We start from the raw sequence: 20900 nt of genomic DNA, 5'->3' as shown, positions 1-20900 counted from the left end.
TGGGTAACTTCCCTCCCACACGCCGGCCTCTTCCGCTCGTCTCCCTTCGGAAACATTCCGGCATCCCTCTTGCTAGACGCCGCGGCGCGGGCATTACGGCCGGGCCGAGGCCGCGACGCGGCCGGCATGTCGCGCAAGGGGAGGTTCCATGGAAACGTCGCAGCCCTCGGCTGATCTGCTGATCGACGCCGACAACGAGGTCGCGATCCGTCAGGAATTGACCCTGGTGGCGATGGGCAAGCGCCCGGCCGACCGCTGCCTGCGCGTCGGACGGCTGCTGGACGTCCATACCCGCACCTGGATCGAGGATGCGGAGATTGTCATCCACGGCCGGCGCATCGCCTATGTCGGACCGGCCGGAAGCTTTCCGGGCACGGTGAAGGAGCGCGTCCACGAGCCTGATCTCGCGGCTGTTCCGGGCTTCGGCGAGGTGCACAAGCACATCGAAAGCTCACACCTGACGCCGGAATGGGAAGCGGCGCTGGTGCTGCCGCGCGGCAATACCTGGACCTGCGAGGCGAGCCACGAATTCTCCAACGTCGACGGCCCGAACAACCTGCCCTTCTGGCTGGAAGCGCGTCGTCGCGGCTCGCCGCTCAAGATCTTCCCCCTGCCCGGCTCCGCCGTGCCGCCCACGGCCTACGAGTCCGGCGGCGGCTGGTTCGGCGAGGCGGAGCAGTCCGGCTTCCTGCGCGACAGCCTGATGGTGGCGGGGCTGGATGAGGTCATGGACTGGCCCGCGGTCTGGAACCCGGAGAACCCGTCCTACGATCGCCTCTGGGGCATGATCCGCGCCACCTTCGCCGGCCGCGGCGTGGTCGAGGGCCACGGCGCCGGTCTGCGGGAGCTGCCGGAGATCAACGCCTTCGCCGCGGCGGGCCTCGCCTCCGACCACGAGGCCTGGAGCCCGGAGGAGGTGTGGGAAAAGCTGCGGCACGGCATCTTCACCGAGCTGCGCCCCTACTCGATGGACCAGGTGATTCCCTGGCTGCTGCAGAAGGGGCTGGCGGACTGGTCGCAGATCGCCTTCACCACCGACGACCGCAGCGCGTCCGACACGATCCGCCTGGGCGCCAGCGACCACAACGCCCGCACCGCGATCAAGCTGGGCCTGGCACCCGAGATCGCCATCCAGTGCGTCACGCTGAACCCCGCGCGCCACATGCGGCTGACGCCCTGGGTCGGCAGCCTGGCGCCCGGCCGCTTCGCCGACATCGTGCTGCTGCGTGACGTGGCGTCGCTGGAGATCGCCAAGGTCTGGGCCGACGGCCGCCCGGTCGGCGAAGGCACACGCTTCCTGGGTGAGGTCCCGCGGATCGAATGGCCGGCCTGGGCCACCCGCACCGTCAACATCCCGCAGCCTGTCACGGCGGAACAGTTCCGCATTCCCGCCCCGGGGCCGGGGGAGACGGCGCAGGCCGCGCTGCTGCGCCCGTTCCACTGGAACGACGGCTTCATCACCATGGCGCTGCCGGTGCGCGACGGCGCGGTGCAGCGCGACGAGGGGCGCAACGTCACCAAATTCGCCATCGTGGACCGCTTCCACGGGCAGGGCGCCGTGGCGCGCATGTTCTGGCTCGGCTGCGGACCGCGAACGCCGGGCACCGCCCTCGCCTGCTCCGTCGCGCACGACAAGCACAACATCTGGGCTGTCGGCTCCTGCGACCAGGCGATGGCCGATGCGGTGAACGCGCTGCGCGAGATCGGCGGCGGCTGGGCGCTGGTGCGCGAAGGCAGGCTCGTGGCCACCGTGCGCTACGAGGTCGGCGGGCTGATGACCTGCCGCCCGGCGGAGGAGCTGAACGCTGAGATGCAGCACCTCTACGACGAGGGCGAGAAGGTGGAGTGGATGTACGAACCCACCTTCCACCCACGCTGGTTCCCCGGTTTCCCCGAGCGGCTGATCTTCGCGACGCTGACCTGCGCACCCTGGCAATGGGTGCTGGTGGCGCCGTCGGAGCAGGTGCCGGAAGGCTTCGTGAATGTGCAGACCGGGCAGACGCACCCGGTCGTCTGGTGAAAGGCCAAACTCGATGAGCACCACGCTGAACCGCCCGGCCAGCGCGGCCCCGCCAGGCACGGCGGGCGGGCCGCTGGACCGTTTCTTCCGCCTGCGCGAGCGCGGGACCTCGGTGCCGCAGGAGATGATCGCCGGCCTCACCACCTTCTTCGCCATGGCCTACATTATCGCCGTGAACCCGGCGATCATGTCGCAGGCCGGGATGGACCGGGGTGACCTGGTGATCGCCACCGCGCTCGCCGCGATCTTCGGCTGCGTGATGATGGGGCTGACCGCCAACCTGCCGCTCGCGGTCGCGCCGGCCATGGGCTCCAACGTCATCTTCACCTTCACGCTGGTGAAGGGCATGGGCGTTCCCTGGCAGGGCGCGCTGGCGATGGTGGCCTTCACCGGCGCGATCTTCCTCGTGCTCAGCCTGACCAAGCTGCGCGAGAAGGTCGCCAAGGACGTGCCGGAGGTGCTGAAGGTCGGTATTTCGGCCGCGGTCGGCGCCTATATCGTGTTCATCGCGCTGCGCGGCGCGGGCTTCGTGGTGAGCAATTCCAGCACCTTCGTGGCGCTTGGCTCGCTGCGGGAACCCTCGGTGCTGCTGACGCTGGCCGCCATCCTGGTGACGCCGATGCTGGTGGCGCGGCGCATCCCCGGCGCGCTGGTGATCTCGATCGCCGTGCTGACCCTGATCGGCGCCTTCGTGCCCCTGCCCAACGGCACGATGATGACCAAGGCGCCGGGCGCCTTCTTCGCCCTGCCGCACTGGCCGAGCTCGACCTTCATGGCGCTCGACTTCTCCTACATGTTCGCGAACTTCTTCGTGATCCTGCCGATCCTGTTCTACTTCGTTTGCGCCGAGTTCTTCTCGACGCTGGCCACCGTGATCGGCGTGACCGGTGCCGCGAACCTCCGCCGCCCGGACGGCTCCATCCCCAACGCCACTGCGGCCTTCGCCACGGACGCCACCGCCACCGTCGTCGGCCCGATCCTAGGGACCTCGGTGGTGACAGCCTATATCGAGTCTGTCACCGGCGTTCAGGCGGGCGGCAAGACCGGCCTGACCTCGATCACCGTGGCGCTGGCTTTCGTGCTGGCGCTGTTCGTGTGGCCGGTCTTCACGGTGATCCCGGCGCAGGCGACCGCACCGGCGCTGGTGGTGGTGGGCGTGCTGATGCTGCAGGGCCTGGCGCGGATCGACATGACCGAGCTGATGAACGCCGTGCCCGTGGCGCTGACGATCCTGATCACGGTTCTCACCAACAACCTGATCAACGGCATGGCCATGGGCACACTGAGCTACATCCTGCTCCACCTCGCCACCGGCCGCGTGCGGGAGGTGACCGGCGTGGTCTGGGGTCTGGGCGTCGTGTTCATCGCCTATATCGCGGTGATGACGCGCCTGACCTGATTTCCCGGCATCCGTGCTGACCGTTTCCACGGAGGGATCGCCACAACGCGGGGCGATCCATCCCGTCGTCGAGGAACCAGGCTGACATGTCAGGAGAGACCGATTGGGCCGGGCAAACGCTCGGCGTGATCCTGGCTGGTGGACTGGCCCGGCGCATGGGCGGCGGCGACAAGCCGCTCCGCCCTCTCGGCCAGGGCACAATGCTGGATCAGGTGGTCGCGCGGCTGCGGCCGCAGGTGGCGGAGCTGGTGTTGAACGCCAACGGCGATCCTCAGCGCTTCGCCTCTTCGAAACTGCCCGTGGTGGCGGACCGGATGGCGGATCACCCCGGTCCCCTCGCGGGTGTTGCGGCGGCGCTGCACTGGGCCGCCGAGAACCGGCCCGCATTGCGCTGGGTCGCCACGGTGCCGGGTGACACGCCCTTCCTGCCGATGGATTTCGTCGCGCGGCTCCACGCGGCCCGGCTCCGGGCCGGCACCGTGCTGGCCTGCGCGGCGACGGCGGGCCGGACGCATCCGCCGGCCGCGCTCTGGCCCGTAGCCCTGCGCGATGATCTGGAATTCGCGCTTCGGGCAGGCGAACGGAAGATCGACCGCTGGACGGCGCGTCACGGCTGCGCCTCGGCGTCCTGGGACGATGGCGGGGCGGACCCGTTCTTCAATGCCAACACGCCCGAGGAACTGCACGAGGCGGAGCAACGCCTCCTGGCGAATACCGAGCGGCGCTGAGCCTTCGCGGCGTCGCCCGGGATGACCCGCTGTTGCGGACCGCCGGACGTTCCGCGGCTGTGTTCCCCGTGCTGGCGGCGAGGCGATCGGTGGCCGCGGAACACGCCGCCCAGTCGGAGGCTGCGTCAGCGGCTCCAGGGCAAGGCGGAGGCGAGCACCAGGTCCGCGATGCGCCCGATATCGTCCAGCGCCGCCCAGGGAAGATCAGCAGCCGGCGCTACGTCGGAGGCCACGGCGCGAATGGCGGGGTCTTCCGGGTGCAGCCACGGCTTGCCGTTGGCGGCACGGTGGACCTCAAGCTTCGGATGGCTGCCGCGCTTGAAGCCCTCGATCACGACGAGATCGACCGGCGAAAGCCGTGACAGCAGGAAGTCCAGTTCGGGCTCGGGCGCGCCGCGCAGCTCGGTCATCATGGCCCAGCGCCGCGACGAGGAAATCAGGACCTGCTCCGCACCGGCCAGGCGATGGCTGTGGCTGTCCTTGCCCGGCTGATCCAGGTCGAACTCGTGATGCGCGTGCTTGAGGGTGGAAACACTCAACCCCCGTTCCTTCAACACGGGAATGAGCCGGGTCACCAGCGTCGTCTTGCCGGCACCGCTCCATCCCGCAAGGCCGATGATGCGCATGGTTCCGCCCGGTCCAACCTCAGTCATGCCAACCGGATGAACCATGCCGCACGGGCTCGCAACCTCGCTTCGACGCGGCGAAGCGGAAAGCGCGATCAGAGATTCGGGAAGGGAGAGGAATTCGTTGCAAGCCGGCTCGGCTTGCAGCGACGCGGCCCGGTGATCCGGGCCGCGGCACTGAAGTCAGGGGCGAGGTAAACCCTCGCCCCTGTTTCGCTCAGGCCGCCAGGGCGGGCACGGCGCCGTTCAGGCGGGCGCGGATGGCCTGGACCACCTCGCCACCGTCGGCGGGCAGGCGGGGCACCAGGCGATCGGCGCTGTCGCTGCCCTCGAAGTCGGCGTGCAGCATCTCGGCCGCGCCGCCGTTGGTGAAGGCGTGGCGGTTGCCGGTGTCGAGGTAGCTTTCCGACGCGGCACCCTCGGCCACCAGCACGTCGTGCTGCTCGAGCTCCACGTGCCAGTAGGTCACGGTGGCGCGGGCGGTTTCCTGGACAATGCTGTCACCGTTGATCAGGAGGTGCGCCGGCACCAGCGCGCCGTCGATCCACATGCAGTGGTCGGGCGACACGACGAGGTCACGCACCGGCAGTCCCTCACCCAGCGAGCCGGCCAGGAAGCGCACCGGCTGAACCTTCGCCGGCTGCGGATGGCGCAGCAGGTCGACCTGGCGGAAGCCGATCCACTTCACCGGCGCCCAGTCGCCATGGCGACCCGACACCGTGCGCACCACGTCGCCGGCACGGAGGTCTTCCACCGTCACCAGGCCGCGGGTCGTCTCGATGCGCGTGCCCGTCACGTAGCAGGGAAGGTTCGCGAACGTGACGGTCCGGTCGGAGAAGACATAGTTGGTGAAGCCCTGGGTGGTCGTGGTGGCACCGTTGCCGGCCACGGTCGCCGAGTTGGTCGCGTCGTTCACCGTGAAGGAGTAGGTGGCGAAGGCGTTGGCGAACTGAACGGTGTCGGTGCCGCCGCCGCCGATCAGCGAGTCGCTGCCGCCGCCGCCGCTGATCGTATCGTTGCCGAGCCCACCGTTGATGGTGTCGTTGCCGCTGCCGCCGGTGATGACGTTGTCCAGGGCATTGCCGTTACCGATGAAGTTGCCGGTGCCGGTGAAGGTCAGGTTCTCGAGGTAGTTGCCGAGCGTGTAGGTGTTGAGCGTCGTGTTGACGAGGTCGGTGCCGGAATTGTCCTGCTCCACCACCACGTCGCCGACGTTGTCGACGACGTAGACGTCGCCGGAGCTGCCACCCACCATGGAGTCGGCGCCCGCACCACCATCGAGCGTGTCGCTGCCGCCCGAGCCGATCAGCGTATCGTTGCCGGCACCACCGTCGAGGCGGTCATTGCCGCTGCCGCCGGTGATGGTGTTGTCCTGGTCGTTGCCGGTGCCGATGAAGTTGCCCGAGCCCGCGAAGGTCAGGTTCTCGACGTTGGCCGTCAGCGTGGTCAGGTTGGCCGTGGTGACGACGGTATCGGTGCCCTCACCGGCTGCCTCGGTGACGAGGTCGAAGGCGCTGTCCGTGTAATAGGTGTCGTTGCCGGAACCGCCGGCCATGGAGTCGTCACCCGTGCCGCCGTCCAGCGTGTCGTTGCCGGCACCACCCACCAGCGTATCCGCGCCGGCCAGGCCGCTCAGGTAGTTGCTGGTGCCGTTGCCGGTGATGACGTTGTTCAGCTCGTTGCCGTTGCCGGTGATGGTGCCGGTGCCGACGAAGGTCAGGTTCTCGACATTGGCACCGAGCGTGTAGTTCGAGGCCGTCGTGTTGACGGTGTCGATGCCCTCGTTCGCCGCCTCGACGACGACGTCGCTGGGGTTGTCGGTCAGGTACAGGTCGTTGCCCGCGCCACCCACCATGCTGTCGATGCCCGCGCCGCCATCCAGCACGTCGTCGCCGGCGCCACCGAGCAGCGTGTCGTTGCCGGCGTCACCGAACATGGTGTCGTTGCCGGCGCCGCCGATCAGGCTGTCGTTGCTGTCGCCCGAGGCGCTCAGCAGGCTGAGGTCGAGGCCGACATTGACCTGGGCGATACCCAGCAGGCTGGCGTCGGCAGCGAGCGTGCTGCCGCTGCCGCCGATGATCAGGTCGTTGCCGTCGCCACCGTTGAGGGTGTCGCTGCCGTTGCCGCCGATCAGGGTGTCGTTGCCAGCGAGGGCGTCGCCGGAACTATCGTTTCCGTCAGCGATGTTGAGGAGGCCCAACAGCGACGCCGGAGCGTAGGTGTCGTTCCCGGTGGTTGGCGTACCGTTCGGGTTGCCGAGGGTCGGATTTGAGTACGGCAAATTTATCTCCTGTCAGAAATTTACCGACCCAACGGCCTGACCGTTCTGACAGGCGAACTGGATCGTCAGGAGCACTGGTAAATAAAGTATGAATGTTCCGCTAGCGAGAATCTTTTGCTCTGCACAACTTTTTGGCGAGTTGGGCAGAATCTCTGACGTTTTGGTTGCACCCTGCAGTGAAAAATCACGGCACTAAGCCAGGTTAGGCGCCGGGCCATGTCGAGTAGCTCTCAACCCCAGGTGACTGCCGGCTCGCGAAAAGGCTACGAATCGCTTTGTTTCGGACGTCGCAGACCACCAGGACCCGGATGAGAAACGATCAGATTTCCCTTTCCCGCCTCTCGGACGAGGTCGAGGCGCTGAGTCCCGCCTTCACCGCCGTCGCGGATCGCATCTGGGGCCATGCCGAACTGCGCTTTGCCGAGCACGCCTCTGTGGAGGAGCAGATCGCGGCGCTGGAAGCGCATGGTTTCCGGGTCACCCGTGCGGTGGCTGGTCTCCCCACCGCCTTCGTGGCGGAGGCGGGCTCCGGCGGACCGGTTGTCGGCTTCCTGGGTGAATTCGACGCCTTGGCCGGGTTGAGCCAGGAGGCCGGCCGCGCCGAGCAGCACGCCCTGGTTGCAGGCGGCAGCGGCCACGGCTGCGGCCATAACCTGCTGGGCGCCGGCGCCATGCTGGCCGCAGTCGCGGCGCGCGATTCGCTGGCGGCCAACGGGCTGGAAGGCACGATCCGCTACTACGGCTGTCCGGGTGAGGAAGGCGGCTCCGGCAAGACCTTCATGGCGCGCGAGGGTGTCTTCGACGATCTCGACCTCGCGGTGTCGTGGCACCCCGGGGTGGTGAGCAGCGTCATGTCGTCGCGCTCGCTCGCCAATTTTCAGGTGTATTTCCGCTTCCATGGCCGCGCCTCGCATGCCGCGGGCTCACCCTGGCTCGGCCGGTCCGCGCTCGACGCGGTGGAGCTGATGAATGTCGGCGTGAACTACCTGCGCGAGCACATGCCGCTGGACTGCCGCGTTCACTACGCCATCACCAACAGCGGCGGCGTGTCGCCCAACGTGGTGCAGGCCGAGGCCGAGGTGCTCTACCTGATCCGCGGCCCCCGGGTGCGCGAGGCGCAGGCACTGTTCGAGCGAGTGAAGGCCTGCGCCGAAGGGGCGGCCATCATGACCGGCACGCGCATGGAGATGGAGATCGACAAGGCCTGTTCCGACACGGTGCCGAACACGGTGCTGGAGATGCGGATGCACGAGAACCTGCAACAGCTGGGCGCCCCCGCCTTCAATGCCGAGGACCTGCGCCTCGCCGAGGCCATCCGCGCCTCGCTGAGCGAGGAGGACCTCGCCGACAGCGTCGCCTCTATGGGCGGCGAGCCGTCGCTGGCGGCCGAGCCGCTGCACCGGAGGGTGCTCCCCTTCGACGGAACCTCCCGCCCCGGCAACGGCTCCACCGACGTGGGCGATGTCAGCCAGATCGTGCCGACCGTGCAGTGCTGGGGCGCCACCTGGGCGATCGGCACGCCCTTTCACACCTGGCAGGCCGTGGCGCAGGGCAAGAGCCCCGGCGCACACAAGGGCATGGTGCAGGCCGCCAAGGCAATGGCGGCAACGGCGCTGGACGCGCTGCGCGATCCCGAGCTGCTGCGGCGCGCGAAGGAGGAGCTGCGGGAGCGGACCGGGGGCCGTCCCTACGAGTGCCCCATCCCAGCCGACGTCCTGGCGCCGCCGCTGCGCGCCGCAGCCCGGGCGGCCAAGCGAGCCGACTGATCGCCGCGGGCACGTCCTGACGCGCCCGCCCGTCGTGTCGGCGCGTTCAGCCGCGCCCCGGCAGGCGAGGCCAGCCCGCCGGCTGGCCTCACGTCTCTCTCAGCGACACATGAGTACTGGGATGGCGGCGTGCTCCAGCACATGCCGCGTGACGCCGCCCAGGATCAGCTGCCGCAGCCGCGAGTGACTGTAGGCGCCCATGCAGAGCAGGTCCGCGTCGAAATCGGTCGCCGCCGCGAGCAGGCCCGCGCCGACGTCCTTGCTGATCGGCTGGAACTCGCGCGTCTCGGCCTTGATGCCGTGCCAGCGCAGGTAGGACAGCATGCCCTGAACATTGGGGCCGCGGCGGTGATAGGCCGTGGAATGCAGCAGTTGCACCGCCTCGGCATGGTGCAGCCAGGGCAGCGAGGCCGCGATGGCGGCGGCGCTCTCGGCGGTGCCGTTCCAGGCGCAGCAGACCCGGGTGCCGATCGTCTGGGGCGGCTGCTGGGGGGCGATCAGCACCGGCCGGCCGCTGTCGAACAGGATGGCGTGCAGCGCGTCGGAAGAGGACACGTCCTCGCCCGCCTCGGTATGCGGCACCACCGCCAGGTCATAGAGGCGCGACTGCTGCGCCACGAGGTCTTCCTCGCGCCCGGCCACGCTCTCGAAGCTCAGCGTGGCGGCATCGGCCTTGTTGGCGCTCTCGGCGGTGGTGGCGATCACCACGTCCTTGCCGTCCACGAAGCGGTCGAACAGTTCCCGCACGCGGGAGGCGCGGTCGCCGCTTTCGCGCTCGGTGGCCGCCATCATCTCCTCGATCATGGCGCCCGACAGGCCCTCGCCCGCCAGCGGCGCGACGTCGCGGGCATCCACCCGGACGTGCATGCAATGAACGTGGCTGTGCCAGATGCGCGCCACCATCAGGGCGGTCTGGAGCGCTGCCTCACCGGAGGCGGTGCCGGTCAGCGGCAGGAGAAGTCGGCGGTAAGCCATGGTGCTGGTTCCTTATGGGCCCGGCGTTCCTGTGCGGGCGGCGCGGCAGGGACTCCGTCCCGCCGCGTCACCGCGCAGCCGCAGATGTGGCACAATCCCGGGGCGTCCCGCCAGCGGAGCGCCGCGCGGGACGTGAGCCCAGCTTCAGGGATACAGCCGCTGCGTGGCCCAGCCCTCGCCGGTCCGCGTGAAGACGCGACGGTCATGGAGGCGATACGGCGCGTCCTGCCAGAACTCGACCACCGTCGGCACCACCCGGAAGCCGCCCCAGTGCTCCGGCCGCGGCACGTCCTCGCCCGGGAAACGGGCCTCCACCTCGCGCAGCGCGGCCTCGAGCTCGGCCCGGTCGCGCAGCGGCTGCGACTGACGCGAGGCCCAGGCACCCAGCCGGGACGTCCGCGCCCGCGAAGCGTAGTAGCTGTCGGACTCCTCGGCCGAGGCACGTTCCACCCGCCCCTCCACCCGCACCTGCCGGTGCAGGGTCTTCCAGTGGAAGCAGAGCGCGACCTGCGGGTTGGCCGCCATCTCCTCACCCTTGCGGCCGGTGTAGTGGGAATGAAACACGAAGCCGCGCGGATCGACGCTCTTGAGTAGCACGATGCGCGCAGCCGGCCTGCCGTCGGGCGTCGCGGTGGCCAGGCACACGGCGTTCGGATCGTTCGGCTCGCTCTGCTCCGCGTCCGCCATCCAGCGGTCGAACAGTGGGAACGGATCGGTGGCACGCTCGAAGTCAGTGCTGGCGTCCAGGGTGGCGTTCATGGTCCCTTCCCTCTTGCCGGGTCAGGAGGCATGTGCCACCCCTCCCCGCCTGCCGCAACATACGCCAGCCGGTTTCCCCAGCCGGTTGCTGGGACTGTGATCCGCTATGAACGAAGCCGCCGCCAACGAACAACCTGCCACCGGAACCCTGATGGCGGGCAAGCGCGGCCTGGTCATGGGCGTGGCCAACGACCGCTCCATCGCCTGGGCCATCGCCCGCGCCGTTGCCGCCCAGGGCGGGGAGCTCGCCTTCACCTATCAGGGCGAGGCGCTGGAGAAGCGGGTGCGGCCGCTGGCGGCCAGCATCGGCAGCGACCTGGTGATGCCCTGCGACGTGACCGACGATGCCTCCGTGGAGGCGACCTTCGCCGCGCTGGCACAGCGCTGGGGCAAGATCGACTTCCTGGTGCACGCCATCGGCTTCGCCAACAAGGACTACCTGCGCGGCCGCTACCTCGACACGCCGCGCGACGCCTTTCTGCAGGCGATGGACATCTCCTGCTTCTCCTTCGTGTCGGTGTCGCGCCACGCGGCGGCGATGATGAACCCCGGCGGCTCGCTGCTGACGCTGACCTACCTGGGTGCCGAGCGGGTGATGCCGCACTACAACGTCATGGGCGTGGCCAAGGCGGCGCTGGAGGCCTCGGTGCGCTACATGGCCACCGACCTCGGCGTCGACGACATCCGGGTCAACGCCATCTCCGCCGGGCCGATCAAGACGCTGGCGGCCTCGGGCATCGGCGACTTCCGCTACATCCTGCGCTGGAACCAGTACAACGCGCCGCTGCGCCGCAACGTCGGCCTGGAGGAGGTCGGCAAGTCCGGCCTCTATTTCCTGAGCGACCTGAGCTCGGGCGTGACGGGCGAGGTCCATCACGTCGACTGCGGCTACCACGTCGTCGGCATGAAGAACCCCGACGCCCCCGACATTACCGTCGAGAAGGGCTGATCCGGCACCGGCCGGGCGCGCAGGACCCCGCATGTCGCACAACAGCTTCGGCCACCTGTTCCGGGTCACCACCTGGGGCGAGAGCCACGGGCCGGCGATCGGCTGCGTGGTGGATGGCTGCCCGCCGGGCCTGCGGCTCAGCGAGGCCGACATCCAGCCTTATCTCGACCGCCGCCGCCCCGGACAGTCGAAGCTGGTGACGCAGCGGCAGGAGCCTGACGAGGTCCGCATCCTGTCCGGCGTCTTCGAGGGATTGACCACCGGCACGCCGATCGCGCTGGAGATCACCAACCAGGACCAGCGCTCCCGCGACTATGGCGAGATCGCGCAGCGCTTCCGCCCCGGTCACGCCGACCTCGCCTATCACCTGAAGTATGGCGTTCGGGACTACCGCGGCGGCGGGCGCTCCTCGGCGCGGGAAACCGCGATGCGGGTGGCGGCAGGCGCCATCGCCCGCCTGGTGCTGGGCCCCGAGGTGGTGATCCGCGGCGCCATGGCCCAGCTCGGTGCCGACCCGGTGGATCGTGCGGCCTGGGACTGGGACGAGGTCGCGCGCAACGAGTTGTTCTGCCCGGACCCGACGGCGGTGCCCCGCTGGACCGAAACGCTGACCGCGGTGCGCAAGAACGGCAGCAGCCTCGGCGCGGTGATCGAGGTTGTGGCGGAAGGGACCCCGCCGGGACTCGGTGCGCCGATCTACGGCAAGCTCGACGCCGACCTCGCCGGCGCGCTGATGAGCATCAACGCGGTCAAGGGCGTGGAGATCGGCGAAGGCTTTTCCGCCGCCGCCCTGACCGGCGAGGCGAATGCCGACGAGATGCGCATGGGCCCCGACGGTACGGTGGAGTTCCTGAGCAACCACGCCGGCGGCGTGCTCGGCGGCATCTCCACGGGTCAGCCGGTGGTCGCCCGCTTCGCGGTGAAGCCCACCTCCTCGATCCTGCAGCCCCGCCGCTCGGTGGATCAGCAGGGTCGCGAGGTGGAGCTGGTGACCAAGGGGCGGCACGACCCCTGCGTGGGCCTGCGCGCCGTGCCGGTGGGCGAGGCGATGGTGGCCTGCGTCCTGGCCGATCACCTGCTGCGGCACCGGGCGCAGAACCCCGCCGCGCCGACGCAGGCACGCCTCCCACGAAACTGACCGTTCCTTCACGCAGACGTTCGTTGACGCTCCGCCACCGTTCTGGCTTTGAGAGGGTCCCGGCTGTGTGAGGATGGTTAAACGTGTCCGCCACCGAAACGCAGGCTGATCCTGGGTTCATGGAAAACTTCCTGGATCTGGCAGGCAAACCGGCCTGGCTGCAGCGCGTCGCCGAGATCAGCGAAACGATCCGCAACCGAACGCTGGGCGCCCGCGCCGCGCAGCAGCGGCACGCCATGGAACTGGCGCTCGCCCGCCTTTGCGCCCCGAGCAAGGAGGCGCGGAGCGGCGATCGGGCGGAGCGTTGCGTCACCACCTTCGCGCGGGAAGCCGTGCAGCTCGCGGCCAACCTTCCCCCTGGCCCGCGGGAGCGCTTCCGCGAGCTCCTGGCCGCGGGGCTGACGGGACAGGCGAACCTCATTCCCCTGTTTCACATGCTGCGCGTCGCCGCGCTGCAGCGCTCCCGGGGCTTCGAGGTCCATCATGCCGGCCTGCTCGACGGTGCCGCCTTCGACCTGCTGATCCGCCGCGACGGGGCCGAGGCCGAGATCGTCTGCGACACCATGTCGGCCGAGGAAGGCCGCCCGCTGCATCGCACGGGCTGGTGCGCCCTGGTGGACCGGGTGAACCCGGACCTGCACACCTGGCTGTCCGCCCATCCGGGCCGCTACGTGCTGAAGATGACCCTGCCCGAGGGGCTGAAGGCGCCGGACCACGTTGCGGAGCTGCACCGGCGCATCACCGCCATGCTGTCGGCCCGCTCGCGCCAGGACACGGATGCCGATGCCGTGCTGAAGCTCGACCCGCTGCTGCTGGCCGGAGCGCAGGCGGAACTGCCGAGCAGCCTGCGCGCCCAGTTCGGACCCGATGCCCACCTGGCGGTGGCCGGTAATCCCGCGGGCGGCAGCGTCTTCGTCCTGGCCGCGCGCTCGGGCCGGGAGAACGACATCGCCGCCGCCGTGTGCCGCCGCCTCGTCGCCGCCACCGAACGGCTGAGCGGCACCCGTCCTGGCATCCTGTCGATCTTCCTCGACGATCTCGAGCCGGGCGAGTGGCGCGGCCTGCGCGACCGGCTGGAGCTCGAGGGCGCCGTGCGCCGCTTCCTGACCACCGCCGAAGCCCGCAAGGTGGTGGCCGTGACCTGCGCGTCCCGGATGGAACTTCTGGAGGTGCAGCCCCCTGCCGGCGTCGCCGAGGGGGAGATGCGGTACCGCAACCCGTCGCATCCCCAGGCCAAGCTCGGTCCCTTGCAGCCGGCGATCGCCTCCTCGCTCTGATTCGGCAGCATCTTAAAACCTTGGTGAAGGCTGCACGTTTTTGTTGCTGCCCGTCGGGCGGCTGCGGCACACTCCTGACCTTGCTGCAGCGCAACATCAGTGTTGAGGGACAACCTTCATGACTGAGCCTTCCCTAGCGGGGCCTCGCATGACCGAGTCGGAATTCGAGGCACGGCTGAAGGAACTCGACCGGCTGATCAACGATCCGGAAGTTCGTATGGACCCGGAACGGGTCTGGAGCCTGCTGGCCGAGGTTTCTGCCGGTCCCAGCGCCACGCCCGTGCTGCCGGCCGTTACCGTGCCTTCTGCCGGGCTCCGCCTCGGCCACTGACCGCGGAGGCTCAGCGCCTCCGCGCGGCGATCAGGAACTCCCGATTGCCTTCCGGTCCCGTGATGGGACTGGCCTCGATCCCGAGAACTTCCCAGCCTTCCAGCCCGCCCCACCACTGGCGGATGGTGTCGCAGACATCCCGATGGACCTGCGGGTCGCGCACGACCCCACCCTTTCCCACCAGCCCCGGCCCTGCCTCGAACTGCGGCTTGATCAGCGCGACGGCCCAGCCGCCGCTGCCGACGCGCGACAGGGCTGCCGGCAGCACGGTGCGCAGCCCGATAAAGGAAGCGTCGCAGACCACGGCCTGCACCGGCTCGGGCACCTGTTCCTCGGTGAGGTGGCGAGCATTGGTGCGCTCCAGCACCACCACGCGGTCGTCTTGCCGCAGCTTCCAGGCAAGCTGCCCATGGCCCACATCCACCGCGTAGACCCTGGCGGCGCCCTTCTGCAGCAGGACGTCGGTGAAGCCGCCGGTGGAGGCCCCGACATCGATGGCCACCAGCCCGGCCGGGTCCAGCGCGAAGTGGTCGATCGCGTGGGCGAGTTTGATGCCGCCACGCGACACCCAGGAATGCTCCTGGCCGCGGACCTCCAGCGGCGTGTCGAGCCGCAGCATCTGCCCGGCCTTGTCGACCCGCGCCTCGCCCGAGAACACCTTGCCCGCGAGGATCAGCGCCTGTGCCCGCGTCCGGCTTTCCACGAGCCCGCGGTCGACCAGGATCTGGTCGACCCGCAGCTTGCCGGCCGGCTTGGTCCCGGCCTCCGTCACGCCCTGGCGGGTGCCGAGGTCGCGGACGCCGCGCCGCCCAGTGCCGAGAGCGCCGCCGCGATGATGTGCGGCGCGTTCAACTCGGCCTCGTCATACTGCTTGCGCGGCGCGTTATGGTCGATGTAGCGATCGGGAAGCGTCATCGGACGGAAGCGCAGCCCGCCGTCCAGCAACCCCTTCCAGGCGAGGTGCTGCGCCACCAGGCTGCCGAAGCCGCCCACCGAGCCTTCCTCGACCGTGATCAGCACGCTGTGCTCGCGGGCCAGTCGCTCCACCAGCTCGGTGTCCAGGGGCTTGGCGAAGCGGGCATCGGCCACGGTGCAGGACAGCCCGCGCGAGGCCAGCTCCTCGGCCGCCTTCATGCATTCCGCGAGGCGGGTGCCGTAGCTCAGCAGCGCCACGGCGCTGCCCTGGCGCAGGACGCGGCCCTTGCCGATCGGCAGGATCTCGCCCCGTTCCGGCAGCGCGAGGCCGGTGCCCTCGCCGCGCGGGTAGCGGAAGGCGATCGGCCCGTCGTCGTAGGCCGCCGCGGTGGCCGTCATGTGCACCAGCTCGACCTCGTCGGCTGGCGCCATCAGCACCATGTTCGGCAGGCAGCCGAGATAGGCGATGTCGAAGGAACCCGCATGGGTGGCGCCGTCGGCCCCCACCAGCCCGGCGCGGTCCATCGCGAAGCGGACTGGCAGGTTCTGCAGCGCCACGTCGTGCATCACCTGGTCGTAGGCGCGCTGGAGAAAGGTCGAGTAGATCACCACGAAGGGCTTCATCCCCTCCGTCGCCATGCCGGCGGCGAAGGTGACGGCGTGCTGCTCCGCGATGCCCACGTCGAAGGTGCGGTCCGGATAGGCCTTGCCGAACAGGTCCAGCCCGGTGCCCGAGGGCATGGCGGCGGTGATCGCCACGATGCGGTCGTCGGCCTTGGCCTCGGCCATCAGCGACTGCGCGAAGACCTTGGTATAGGCCGGCGGGCCGGGCGGGGCCTTCTGCTGCTCGCCGGTGATGACGTTGAACTTCTGCACGCCGTGGTACTTGTCGGCGGCGGCCTCGGCCGGGGCGTAGCCCTTGCCCTTCTTGGTCACGACGTGGAGCAGCACGGGCTGCCCCTTCTCGGCGTCGCGCAGGTTGCGCAGCACCGGCATCAGCGCGTCGAGGTCGTGCCCGTCAATGGGGCCCACGTAGTAGAAGCCCAGTTCCTCGAACAGCGTGCCGCCCGTGAGCAACCCGCGGGCGTACTCGTCGGCCCGCTCCGCCGCGCGGGCCAGCGGCGCCGGGAAGCGCTTGGCCAGCCGCGCCATCACGTCGCGGATCGACAGGAAGGGGCGCGACGAGATCAGCCGCGACAGGTAGGAACTCAGCGCCCCCACCGGCGGCGCGATCGACATATCGTTGTCGTTCAGCACCACGATCAGGCGCGACTTCATGGCGCCGGCGTTGTTCATGGCCTCGTAGGCCATGCCCGCCGACATCGCGCCGTCACCGATCACCGCCACCACGTTGCGCGCATCGCCCTGGAGGTCGCGCGCCACGGCCATGCCGAGGCCGGCCGAGATCGAGGTCGAGGAATGCGCCGCGCCGAAGGGGTCGTACTCGCTCTCGCTCCGTCGCGTGAAGCCGGACAGCCCGCCCGGCTGGCGCAGGGTGCGGATGCGGTCGCGGCGCCCGGTCAGGATCTTGTGCGGGTAGGCCTGGTGGCCGACGTCCCACAGCAGCCGGTCGCTGGGCGTGTCGAACACGGCATGGATCGCCAGCGTCAGCTCCACCACGCCGAGCGAGGCGCCGAGGTGACCGCCGGTGGTGGAGACCGCGTCGATGGTCTCGGCGCGAAGCTCGGCCGCGATCTGCTTCAGCTGCTCGGTCGAGAAGTTCCGCAGGTCGGCCGGCGTGCGAACGCGGTCGAGCAGCGGCGTGCTGGGTCGTGACATCGTTTCCTCCGGCCGCGACTTGAGATCAGTTCCGCCGGGCAATGGCGTAGTCGGCGAGTAGCCGCAACAATTCTGCCTTCTCGCCGAAGCTGTCGAGATGCGATCGGGCCTGGGAGACCAGTCGTTCCGCCTGCGCACGAGCACGCTCGAGGCCCAGCAGGCTCACCAGCGTCGCCTTGCCGGCGCCGGCGTCCTTGCCGGTCGCCTTGCCGGTTTCCTCCGCCGTGGCGGTGGCGTCCAGCAGATCATCGGCGATCTGGAAGGCGGTGCCGAGATCGTGACCGTAGTTGCAAAGTGCCGAGCGCTGCGACTGGTTCGCCTTACCCAAGATCGCGCCGGCCTCGGCCGAAAATTCAATGAGGCGCCCGGTCTTGAGCAGCTGGAGTCGACCGACCTCCGCCTGGGTCAGCGGCTCAACGGCGCTCTCGGCCAAGATGTCGAGCATCTGCCCGCCCACCATGCCGCGCGCGCCCGAGGCCAGTGCCAGCTCCAGGCACAGCTCGGCCCGCACGGCGGGTTCGGGATGGGTGTCGGGCGCGGCCAGCACGGCGAAGGCCTGTGTTTGCAGCGCGTCGCCCACCAGGATTGCGGTGGCCTCGTCCCACTTCTTGTGAACGGTCGGCTTGCCGCGGCGCAGGTCGTCGTCGTCCATCGCCGGCAGGTCGTCATGCACCAGCGAGTAGGCGTGGAGCATCTCCACCGCGGCCGCGACGCGCAGCGCCGAGTTGCGCGCCACGTTGAACTGCCGCCCGCCTTCCAGCACCAGGAAGCCGCGCATCCGCTTGCCGCCGCCCATGGCGGCGTAGCGCATCGCAGCAAACAGGGAGGCCTCGGGCCCTTCCTCGCGCGGCAGCAGAACGTCCAGCGCCTGCTCGATCTCGGCCTGCGCCTGGGCGAGGCCGTGCTTCAACTCGATCGCGCTCATTCCTCGATCTCCCGCAGGGCGGGCCCGTTGGGTCCGGGAACAATGGCCTGAACACGCTGCTCGGCCTCGGCCAGCTTGCGCTCGCAATGGGTGCGCAGCTCGGTCCCGCGGGTGTAGCTCGTGATCGCGGCTTCCAACGAGGCATCCCCCCGCTCCAGCCGGCGGACGATGTCCTCGAGCTCGCGCAACGCGTCCTCGAAGGACAGCGTCTCCACGGGAGGCGGCGTATCGGTCATAGATCTCGTTTTCCAGCAGGCATCGTGTCAGGCGTCCATCAGGGCCTGAACATGCGTGGCCACGGAACGGGCCAGCGCGGCGAGGTCGTAGCCTCCTTCGAGCAAGGATACCACCCTTCCCCCGCAAACCTCACGCGCCACCTCGCAGATGGCAGCCGTGACGCGGCGGAAATCCTCCTCCTCCAGCCGCAGCTGCGCCAGCGGGTCGCGCGCATGGGCGTCGAAGCCGGCCGAGATCACGATCAGCTCCGGCGCGAAGCGGCGAAGCTCGGGCAGGATGGTGCCCTCCCAGGCCTGGTGGAAGGCTTCGGAGCGGCTGCCCGGCGCCAGGGGCAGGTTCCAGATGTTGCCGCAGCCACGCTCCTCCGCCGCGCCGGTGCCGGGATAGAGCGGCATCTGGTGGGTGGAGGCGAAGAACACGCCGGGATCGTTTCCGAAAGCGGCCTGGCTGCCGTTGCCGTGATGCACGTCGAAGTCCAGCAGCGCCACGCGGCGCAGCCCGTGCACCTGCTGGGCGTGGCGCACCGCCACCGCGGCGTTGCCGAACAGGCAGAAACCCATGGCCTGAGCGGGCTCAGCATGGTGGCCGGGCGGCCGAACGGCGCAGAAGGCCCGGCGCACCCCGCCGGCCAGGACGGCGTCCACCGCCGCCACCCCGGCACCGGCCGCCCGCAACGCCGCCTCGGTGCTGTGCTCGCCCACCGCCGTATCCGGATCGAGCCGGATGGTCTCGCCCGGGCCCGGATGCAGGCTCAGGAGGGTTTCGACGTGGTCGGGCGTGTGGACGCGGAGCAGCTGTTCCCGCGTTGCCAGCGGCGCTTCCTCGCGCAGCAGGGTAGAGAATTTCTGCGCTTCCAGCGCCTCGACGACCCGGCGCAGCCGTTCCGGGCACTCCGGCGCCTCCGGCCCCATGTCGTGGCCGAGGCAGGCGCGGTGCGTCAGCAGAAGCACGCTCACCCCGCGTCCTTCGCCACCTCGTCGCGCTTTCGCAGGGTGAAGCGGTACAGGCCCGAGCCCTCGCTGAAGCCCACCAGCGCGTGACCGGTTTCCCGCGCGTAGGCCTGGAAGTCCTTCACGCTGGCCGGATCAGTGGCGAGGACCGTCAGCCGCGCGCCGGCCGGAAGTGACCGCAAGGCCTTGTTCGCCTTGAGCACTGGCAAGGGACAGGTCAGCCCTTTCACGTCGAGCACGGTTTCGCTCATGGAGAATATACCAACACCCCGCACCCATCGCTGTCCAGCCGCTTCCCGTGCCCCGTGGGTGCGCTAGGTTGCGACGCAGATCGGAGGAGCACGGACAAGGCATGTGGATCAAGCTGGGCCTGGACCTCGGCGGCACGAAGACCGAGATCGTGGCCATGGACGAGGCCGGGCGCGTGCTGCTGCGCCGCCGCCGGCCGACGCCGCAGGCCTACGGGGAGATCCTGGGCAACATCGTGGGCCTGGTGACCGAGGCGGAGGCCGAGCTGCGCTCCCCGCCCGGGACGCGCCACACGATCGGCCTGGGCATCCCGGGCAGCATCAGCCCGGCGACGGGGCTGGTGCGCAACGCCAACACCCAGGAGCTGAACGGCAACCCCCTCGACCGCGACCTTCAGGCGGCGCTGGGCCGCGAGGTGCGGATCATGAACGACGCCAACTGCCTGGCGGTGAGCGAGGCCGCCGACGGCGCTGGCAAAGGCTACGGCGTGGTCTTCGCGATCATCCTGGGCACCGGCGTCGGGGCCGGCATCGTGGTGCACGGCCGCGCGCTCGACGGGCCGAACCGCATCGCCGGGGAATGGGGGCATTCGCCCCTGCCCTGGATGAAGCCGGAAGAACTGCCGGGCACCCGCTGCTGGTGCGGCCACAGCAACTGCCTCGAAACCTACCTGTCCGGGCCGGGCCTCGCGGTGGATACCTTCGGCCCCGGGCAGCGGGACGCCTCCTCCATCGAGCAGAAGGCCGCGGCCGGCGACCCGCTCGCCCGGGCCGGCCTCGCCCGCCACGCCGACCGGCTGGCGCGCGCGCTGGCGAACCTCGTGAACACGCTGGACCCGGACGTCATCGTGCTGGGCGGCGGGGTGTCCAACATGCAGCACCCGTACCGGGAGGTGCCGCGGCTGATGGAGCCGCTGATCTTCGGAGACTCGCACAGCATCAACATCGTTCAGGCCAAGCACGGCGACAGTTCGGGCGTATTCGGCGCGGCCCGGCTCTGGGATCACGGCTGAGGCGGCCGGGGCGGCGAGCAGCACGCCGTCCGCCGGGGCGCCCGTCAGGAAGGCGGGATCGGCACCGGTACGGTCTCGCCCTGCCGGGCGGCGCGCAGCTCGTCGCGGATCTCGGTCAGCAGCTTCTCTTCCGCGGTGGGTCCCGCCTCCTTCTTCTCGCCCGGGATGCTCCCGGTCAGGTGCAGGCGCGCCAGGATCTTCAGGAGCCAGAAGATCGCTAGCGCCACGATCACGAACTTGATCAGCGTGTTGATGAAGTTGCCGATCGCCAGAACCGCGGCGCCACCCTGGCGCGTTGCTTCGAGCGACGTAGCGCGATCACCGGCCAACACGATGAAGATGTTCGAAAAGTCGATCCGGCCGACCAGCAGTCCGAGAACCGGGTTGATCAAGTCTTCCACCAGGCTGTTGACGATGCCGGTGAAGGCGGCACCGATCACCACGCCGACCGCGAGATCGATGACGCTGCCGCGGGCAATGAAGCCCTTGAACTGACGTAGCCAGGCCGGTTCGCGCGAAATTCTCTCCAACAACATCCGCTGTCCTTTCCCTTCAGGTTCTGGGGCGACCCGCGATCGCGCGTT

The 20900-nt window shown here is 69.6% G+C and carries 20 protein-coding genes; 9 read left to right on the top strand and 11 right to left on the bottom strand.

What is annotated here, in order from left to right:
• The first annotated feature begins 148 nt into the window (after positions 1-148).
• The 3 genes from ACFFGY_RS14530 to mobA all read left to right on the top strand — a co-directional run bounded on the left by ACFFGY_RS14530 (position 149) and on the right by mobA (position 4147).
• Positions 149-2020 (top strand): adenine deaminase, encoded by a 1872-nt coding sequence (locus ACFFGY_RS14530; protein WP_377045211.1) that lies wholly within the window; start codon positions 149-151, stop codon positions 2018-2020.
• A 13-nt stretch (positions 2021-2033) separates the two neighbouring features.
• Positions 2034-3419, top strand: a complete 1386-nt coding sequence (locus ACFFGY_RS14525) for an NCS2 family permease (RefSeq protein WP_377045210.1) — start codon at positions 2034-2036, stop codon at positions 3417-3419.
• 86 nt (positions 3420-3505) lie between these two features.
• Positions 3506-4147, top strand: coding sequence for a molybdenum cofactor guanylyltransferase MobA (mobA, locus tag ACFFGY_RS14520; RefSeq protein ID WP_377045209.1), 642 nt, complete (start codon positions 3506-3508; stop codon positions 4145-4147).
• Between the two features lie 125 nt (positions 4148-4272).
• On the opposite strand, the gene mobB is transcribed toward mobA, so the two are convergent.
• Together mobB and ACFFGY_RS14510 are read right to left on the bottom strand one after the other, a co-directional pair.
• The gene (mobB, locus tag ACFFGY_RS14515; protein WP_377045208.1) at positions 4273-4773 is read right to left on the bottom strand and encodes a molybdopterin-guanine dinucleotide biosynthesis protein B; all 501 of its coding nucleotides are present in this window, start codon (positions 4771-4773) and stop codon (positions 4273-4275) included.
• 217 nt (positions 4774-4990) lie between these two features.
• Positions 4991-7054 (bottom strand): Hint domain-containing protein, encoded by a 2064-nt coding sequence (locus tag ACFFGY_RS14510; RefSeq protein WP_377045207.1) that lies wholly within the window; start codon positions 7052-7054, stop codon positions 4991-4993.
• Positions 7055-7362: 308 nt separating this feature from the next.
• On the opposite strand from ACFFGY_RS14510, the gene ACFFGY_RS14505 reads away from it, so the two are divergent.
• Positions 7363-8820, top strand: a complete 1458-nt coding sequence (locus ACFFGY_RS14505; protein ID WP_377045206.1) for a M20 family metallopeptidase — start codon at positions 7363-7365, stop codon at positions 8818-8820.
• Between the two features lie 99 nt (positions 8821-8919).
• On the opposite strand, the gene ACFFGY_RS14500 is transcribed toward ACFFGY_RS14505, so the two are convergent.
• Entirely contained in the window at positions 8920-9795 is an 876-nt protein-coding gene (locus tag ACFFGY_RS14500; protein WP_377045205.1) for a universal stress protein, read from the bottom strand.
• Between the two features lie 144 nt (positions 9796-9939).
• A complete protein-coding gene (gene pdxH / locus ACFFGY_RS14495) occupies positions 9940-10554 on the bottom strand; it encodes a pyridoxamine 5'-phosphate oxidase (RefSeq protein ID WP_377045204.1) in 615 nt (204 codons plus the stop codon).
• Positions 10555-10660: 106 nt separating this feature from the next.
• Between pdxH and fabI the strand changes: the two genes are divergently transcribed.
• The 4 genes from fabI to ACFFGY_RS14475 all read left to right on the top strand — a co-directional run bounded on the left by fabI (position 10661) and on the right by ACFFGY_RS14475 (position 14249).
• Entirely contained in the window at positions 10661-11503 is an 843-nt protein-coding gene (fabI, locus tag ACFFGY_RS14490; protein WP_377045203.1) for an enoyl-ACP reductase FabI, read from the top strand.
• Positions 11504-11534: 31 nt separating this feature from the next.
• Positions 11535-12641, top strand: a complete 1107-nt coding sequence (gene aroC, locus ACFFGY_RS14485; protein ID WP_377045202.1) for a chorismate synthase — start codon at positions 11535-11537, stop codon at positions 12639-12641.
• 83 nt (positions 12642-12724) lie between these two features.
• Positions 12725-13918 carry a hypothetical protein gene (locus ACFFGY_RS14480; protein ID WP_377045201.1) on the top strand — a complete coding sequence of 398 codons (1194 nt, stop codon included), beginning with the start codon at positions 12725-12727 and terminating at the stop codon, positions 13916-13918.
• A gap of 148 nt (positions 13919-14066) precedes the next feature.
• Positions 14067-14249 (top strand): peptide chain release factor 1, encoded by a 183-nt coding sequence (locus tag ACFFGY_RS14475; protein WP_377045200.1) that lies wholly within the window; start codon positions 14067-14069, stop codon positions 14247-14249.
• 10 nt (positions 14250-14259) lie between these two features.
• On the opposite strand, the gene ACFFGY_RS14470 is transcribed toward ACFFGY_RS14475, so the two are convergent.
• Genes ACFFGY_RS14470 through ACFFGY_RS14445 form a run of 6 tightly spaced genes read right to left on the bottom strand, consistent with a single transcriptional unit; the run spans position 14260 to position 19306 of the window.
• A complete protein-coding gene (locus ACFFGY_RS14470; RefSeq protein ID WP_377045199.1) occupies positions 14260-15021 on the bottom strand; it encodes a TlyA family RNA methyltransferase in 762 nt (253 codons plus the stop codon).
• Complete coding sequence (gene dxs / locus ACFFGY_RS14465) at positions 15018-16943, bottom strand: 1-deoxy-D-xylulose-5-phosphate synthase (RefSeq protein WP_377045198.1); 1926 nt, start codon at positions 16941-16943, stop codon at positions 15018-15020. The genes ACFFGY_RS14470 and dxs overlap by 4 nt, the downstream gene beginning before the upstream one ends.
• Before the next feature lie 25 nt (positions 16944-16968).
• Entirely contained in the window at positions 16969-17868 is a 900-nt protein-coding gene (locus tag ACFFGY_RS14460) for a polyprenyl synthetase family protein (protein WP_377045197.1), read from the bottom strand.
• Positions 17865-18104: an exodeoxyribonuclease VII small subunit gene (locus ACFFGY_RS14455; RefSeq protein ID WP_377045196.1), complete on the bottom strand. Its 240-nt coding sequence runs from the start codon at positions 18102-18104 to the stop codon at positions 17865-17867. The genes ACFFGY_RS14460 and ACFFGY_RS14455 overlap by 4 nt, the downstream gene beginning before the upstream one ends.
• A 27-nt stretch (positions 18105-18131) precedes the next feature.
• Positions 18132-19061 (bottom strand): histone deacetylase family protein, encoded by a 930-nt coding sequence (locus tag ACFFGY_RS14450; protein ID WP_377045195.1) that lies wholly within the window; start codon positions 19059-19061, stop codon positions 18132-18134.
• A complete protein-coding gene (locus ACFFGY_RS14445; RefSeq protein WP_377045194.1) occupies positions 19058-19306 on the bottom strand; it encodes a sulfurtransferase TusA family protein in 249 nt (82 codons plus the stop codon). Before ACFFGY_RS14445 ends, ACFFGY_RS14450 begins: the two co-directional genes overlap by 4 nt.
• A gap of 101 nt (positions 19307-19407) precedes the next feature.
• Here ACFFGY_RS14445 and ACFFGY_RS14440 point away from each other — a divergent pair, with 101 nt between their 5' ends.
• Positions 19408-20316: an ROK family protein gene (locus ACFFGY_RS14440; protein ID WP_377045193.1), complete on the top strand. Its 909-nt coding sequence runs from the start codon at positions 19408-19410 to the stop codon at positions 20314-20316.
• 44 nt (positions 20317-20360) lie between these two features.
• Here the strand turns inward: ACFFGY_RS14440 and mscL are convergent, their stop codons facing one another.
• Complete coding sequence (gene mscL / locus ACFFGY_RS14435; protein ID WP_377045245.1) at positions 20361-20852, bottom strand: large conductance mechanosensitive channel protein MscL; 492 nt, start codon at positions 20850-20852, stop codon at positions 20361-20363.
• Positions 20853-20900 lie beyond the last annotated feature (48 nt).

This window comes from Roseomonas elaeocarpi (genome assembly GCF_042433915.1).
GTDB classification, from domain to species: Bacteria; Pseudomonadota; Alphaproteobacteria; order Acetobacterales; family Acetobacteraceae; genus Roseomonas; species Roseomonas elaeocarpi.
The sequence above is the reverse complement of the archived record's forward strand: the minus strand, read 5'-3'. Positions and strand labels throughout refer to the sequence as shown.

Excerpts from the sequence above, each read along its gene's own strand:
- ACFFGY_RS14530 (WP_377045211.1), top strand. The coding sequence starts at position 149 with ATGGAAACGTCGCAGCCCTCGGCTGATCTGCTGATCGACGCCGACAAC.
- ACFFGY_RS14525 (WP_377045210.1), top strand. The coding sequence starts at position 2,034 with ATGAGCACCACGCTGAACCGCCCGGCCAGCGCGGCCCCGCCAGGCACG.
- mobA (WP_377045209.1), top strand. The coding sequence starts at position 3,506 with ATGTCAGGAGAGACCGATTGGGCCGGGCAAACGCTCGGCGTGATCCTG.
- mobB (WP_377045208.1), bottom strand. The coding sequence starts at position 4,773 with ATGCGCATCATCGGCCTTGCGGGATGGAGCGGTGCCGGCAAGACGACG.
- ACFFGY_RS14505 (WP_377045206.1), top strand. The coding sequence starts at position 7,363 with ATGAGAAACGATCAGATTTCCCTTTCCCGCCTCTCGGACGAGGTCGAG.
- ACFFGY_RS14500 (WP_377045205.1), bottom strand. The coding sequence starts at position 9,795 with ATGGCTTACCGCCGACTTCTCCTGCCGCTGACCGGCACCGCCTCCGGT.
- pdxH (WP_377045204.1), bottom strand. The coding sequence starts at position 10,554 with ATGAACGCCACCCTGGACGCCAGCACTGACTTCGAGCGTGCCACCGAT.
- fabI (WP_377045203.1), top strand. The coding sequence starts at position 10,661 with ATGAACGAAGCCGCCGCCAACGAACAACCTGCCACCGGAACCCTGATG.
- aroC (WP_377045202.1), top strand. The coding sequence starts at position 11,535 with ATGTCGCACAACAGCTTCGGCCACCTGTTCCGGGTCACCACCTGGGGC.
- ACFFGY_RS14475 (WP_377045200.1), top strand. The coding sequence starts at position 14,067 with ATGACCGAGTCGGAATTCGAGGCACGGCTGAAGGAACTCGACCGGCTG.
- dxs (WP_377045198.1), bottom strand. The coding sequence starts at position 16,943 with ATGTCACGACCCAGCACGCCGCTGCTCGACCGCGTTCGCACGCCGGCC.
- ACFFGY_RS14460 (WP_377045197.1), bottom strand. The coding sequence starts at position 17,868 with ATGAGCGCGATCGAGTTGAAGCACGGCCTCGCCCAGGCGCAGGCCGAG.
- ACFFGY_RS14455 (WP_377045196.1), bottom strand. The coding sequence starts at position 18,104 with ATGACCGATACGCCGCCTCCCGTGGAGACGCTGTCCTTCGAGGACGCG.
- ACFFGY_RS14445 (WP_377045194.1), bottom strand. The coding sequence starts at position 19,306 with ATGAGCGAAACCGTGCTCGACGTGAAAGGGCTGACCTGTCCCTTGCCA.
- ACFFGY_RS14440 (WP_377045193.1), top strand. The coding sequence starts at position 19,408 with ATGTGGATCAAGCTGGGCCTGGACCTCGGCGGCACGAAGACCGAGATC.
- mscL (WP_377045245.1), bottom strand. The coding sequence starts at position 20,852 with ATGTTGTTGGAGAGAATTTCGCGCGAACCGGCCTGGCTACGTCAGTTC.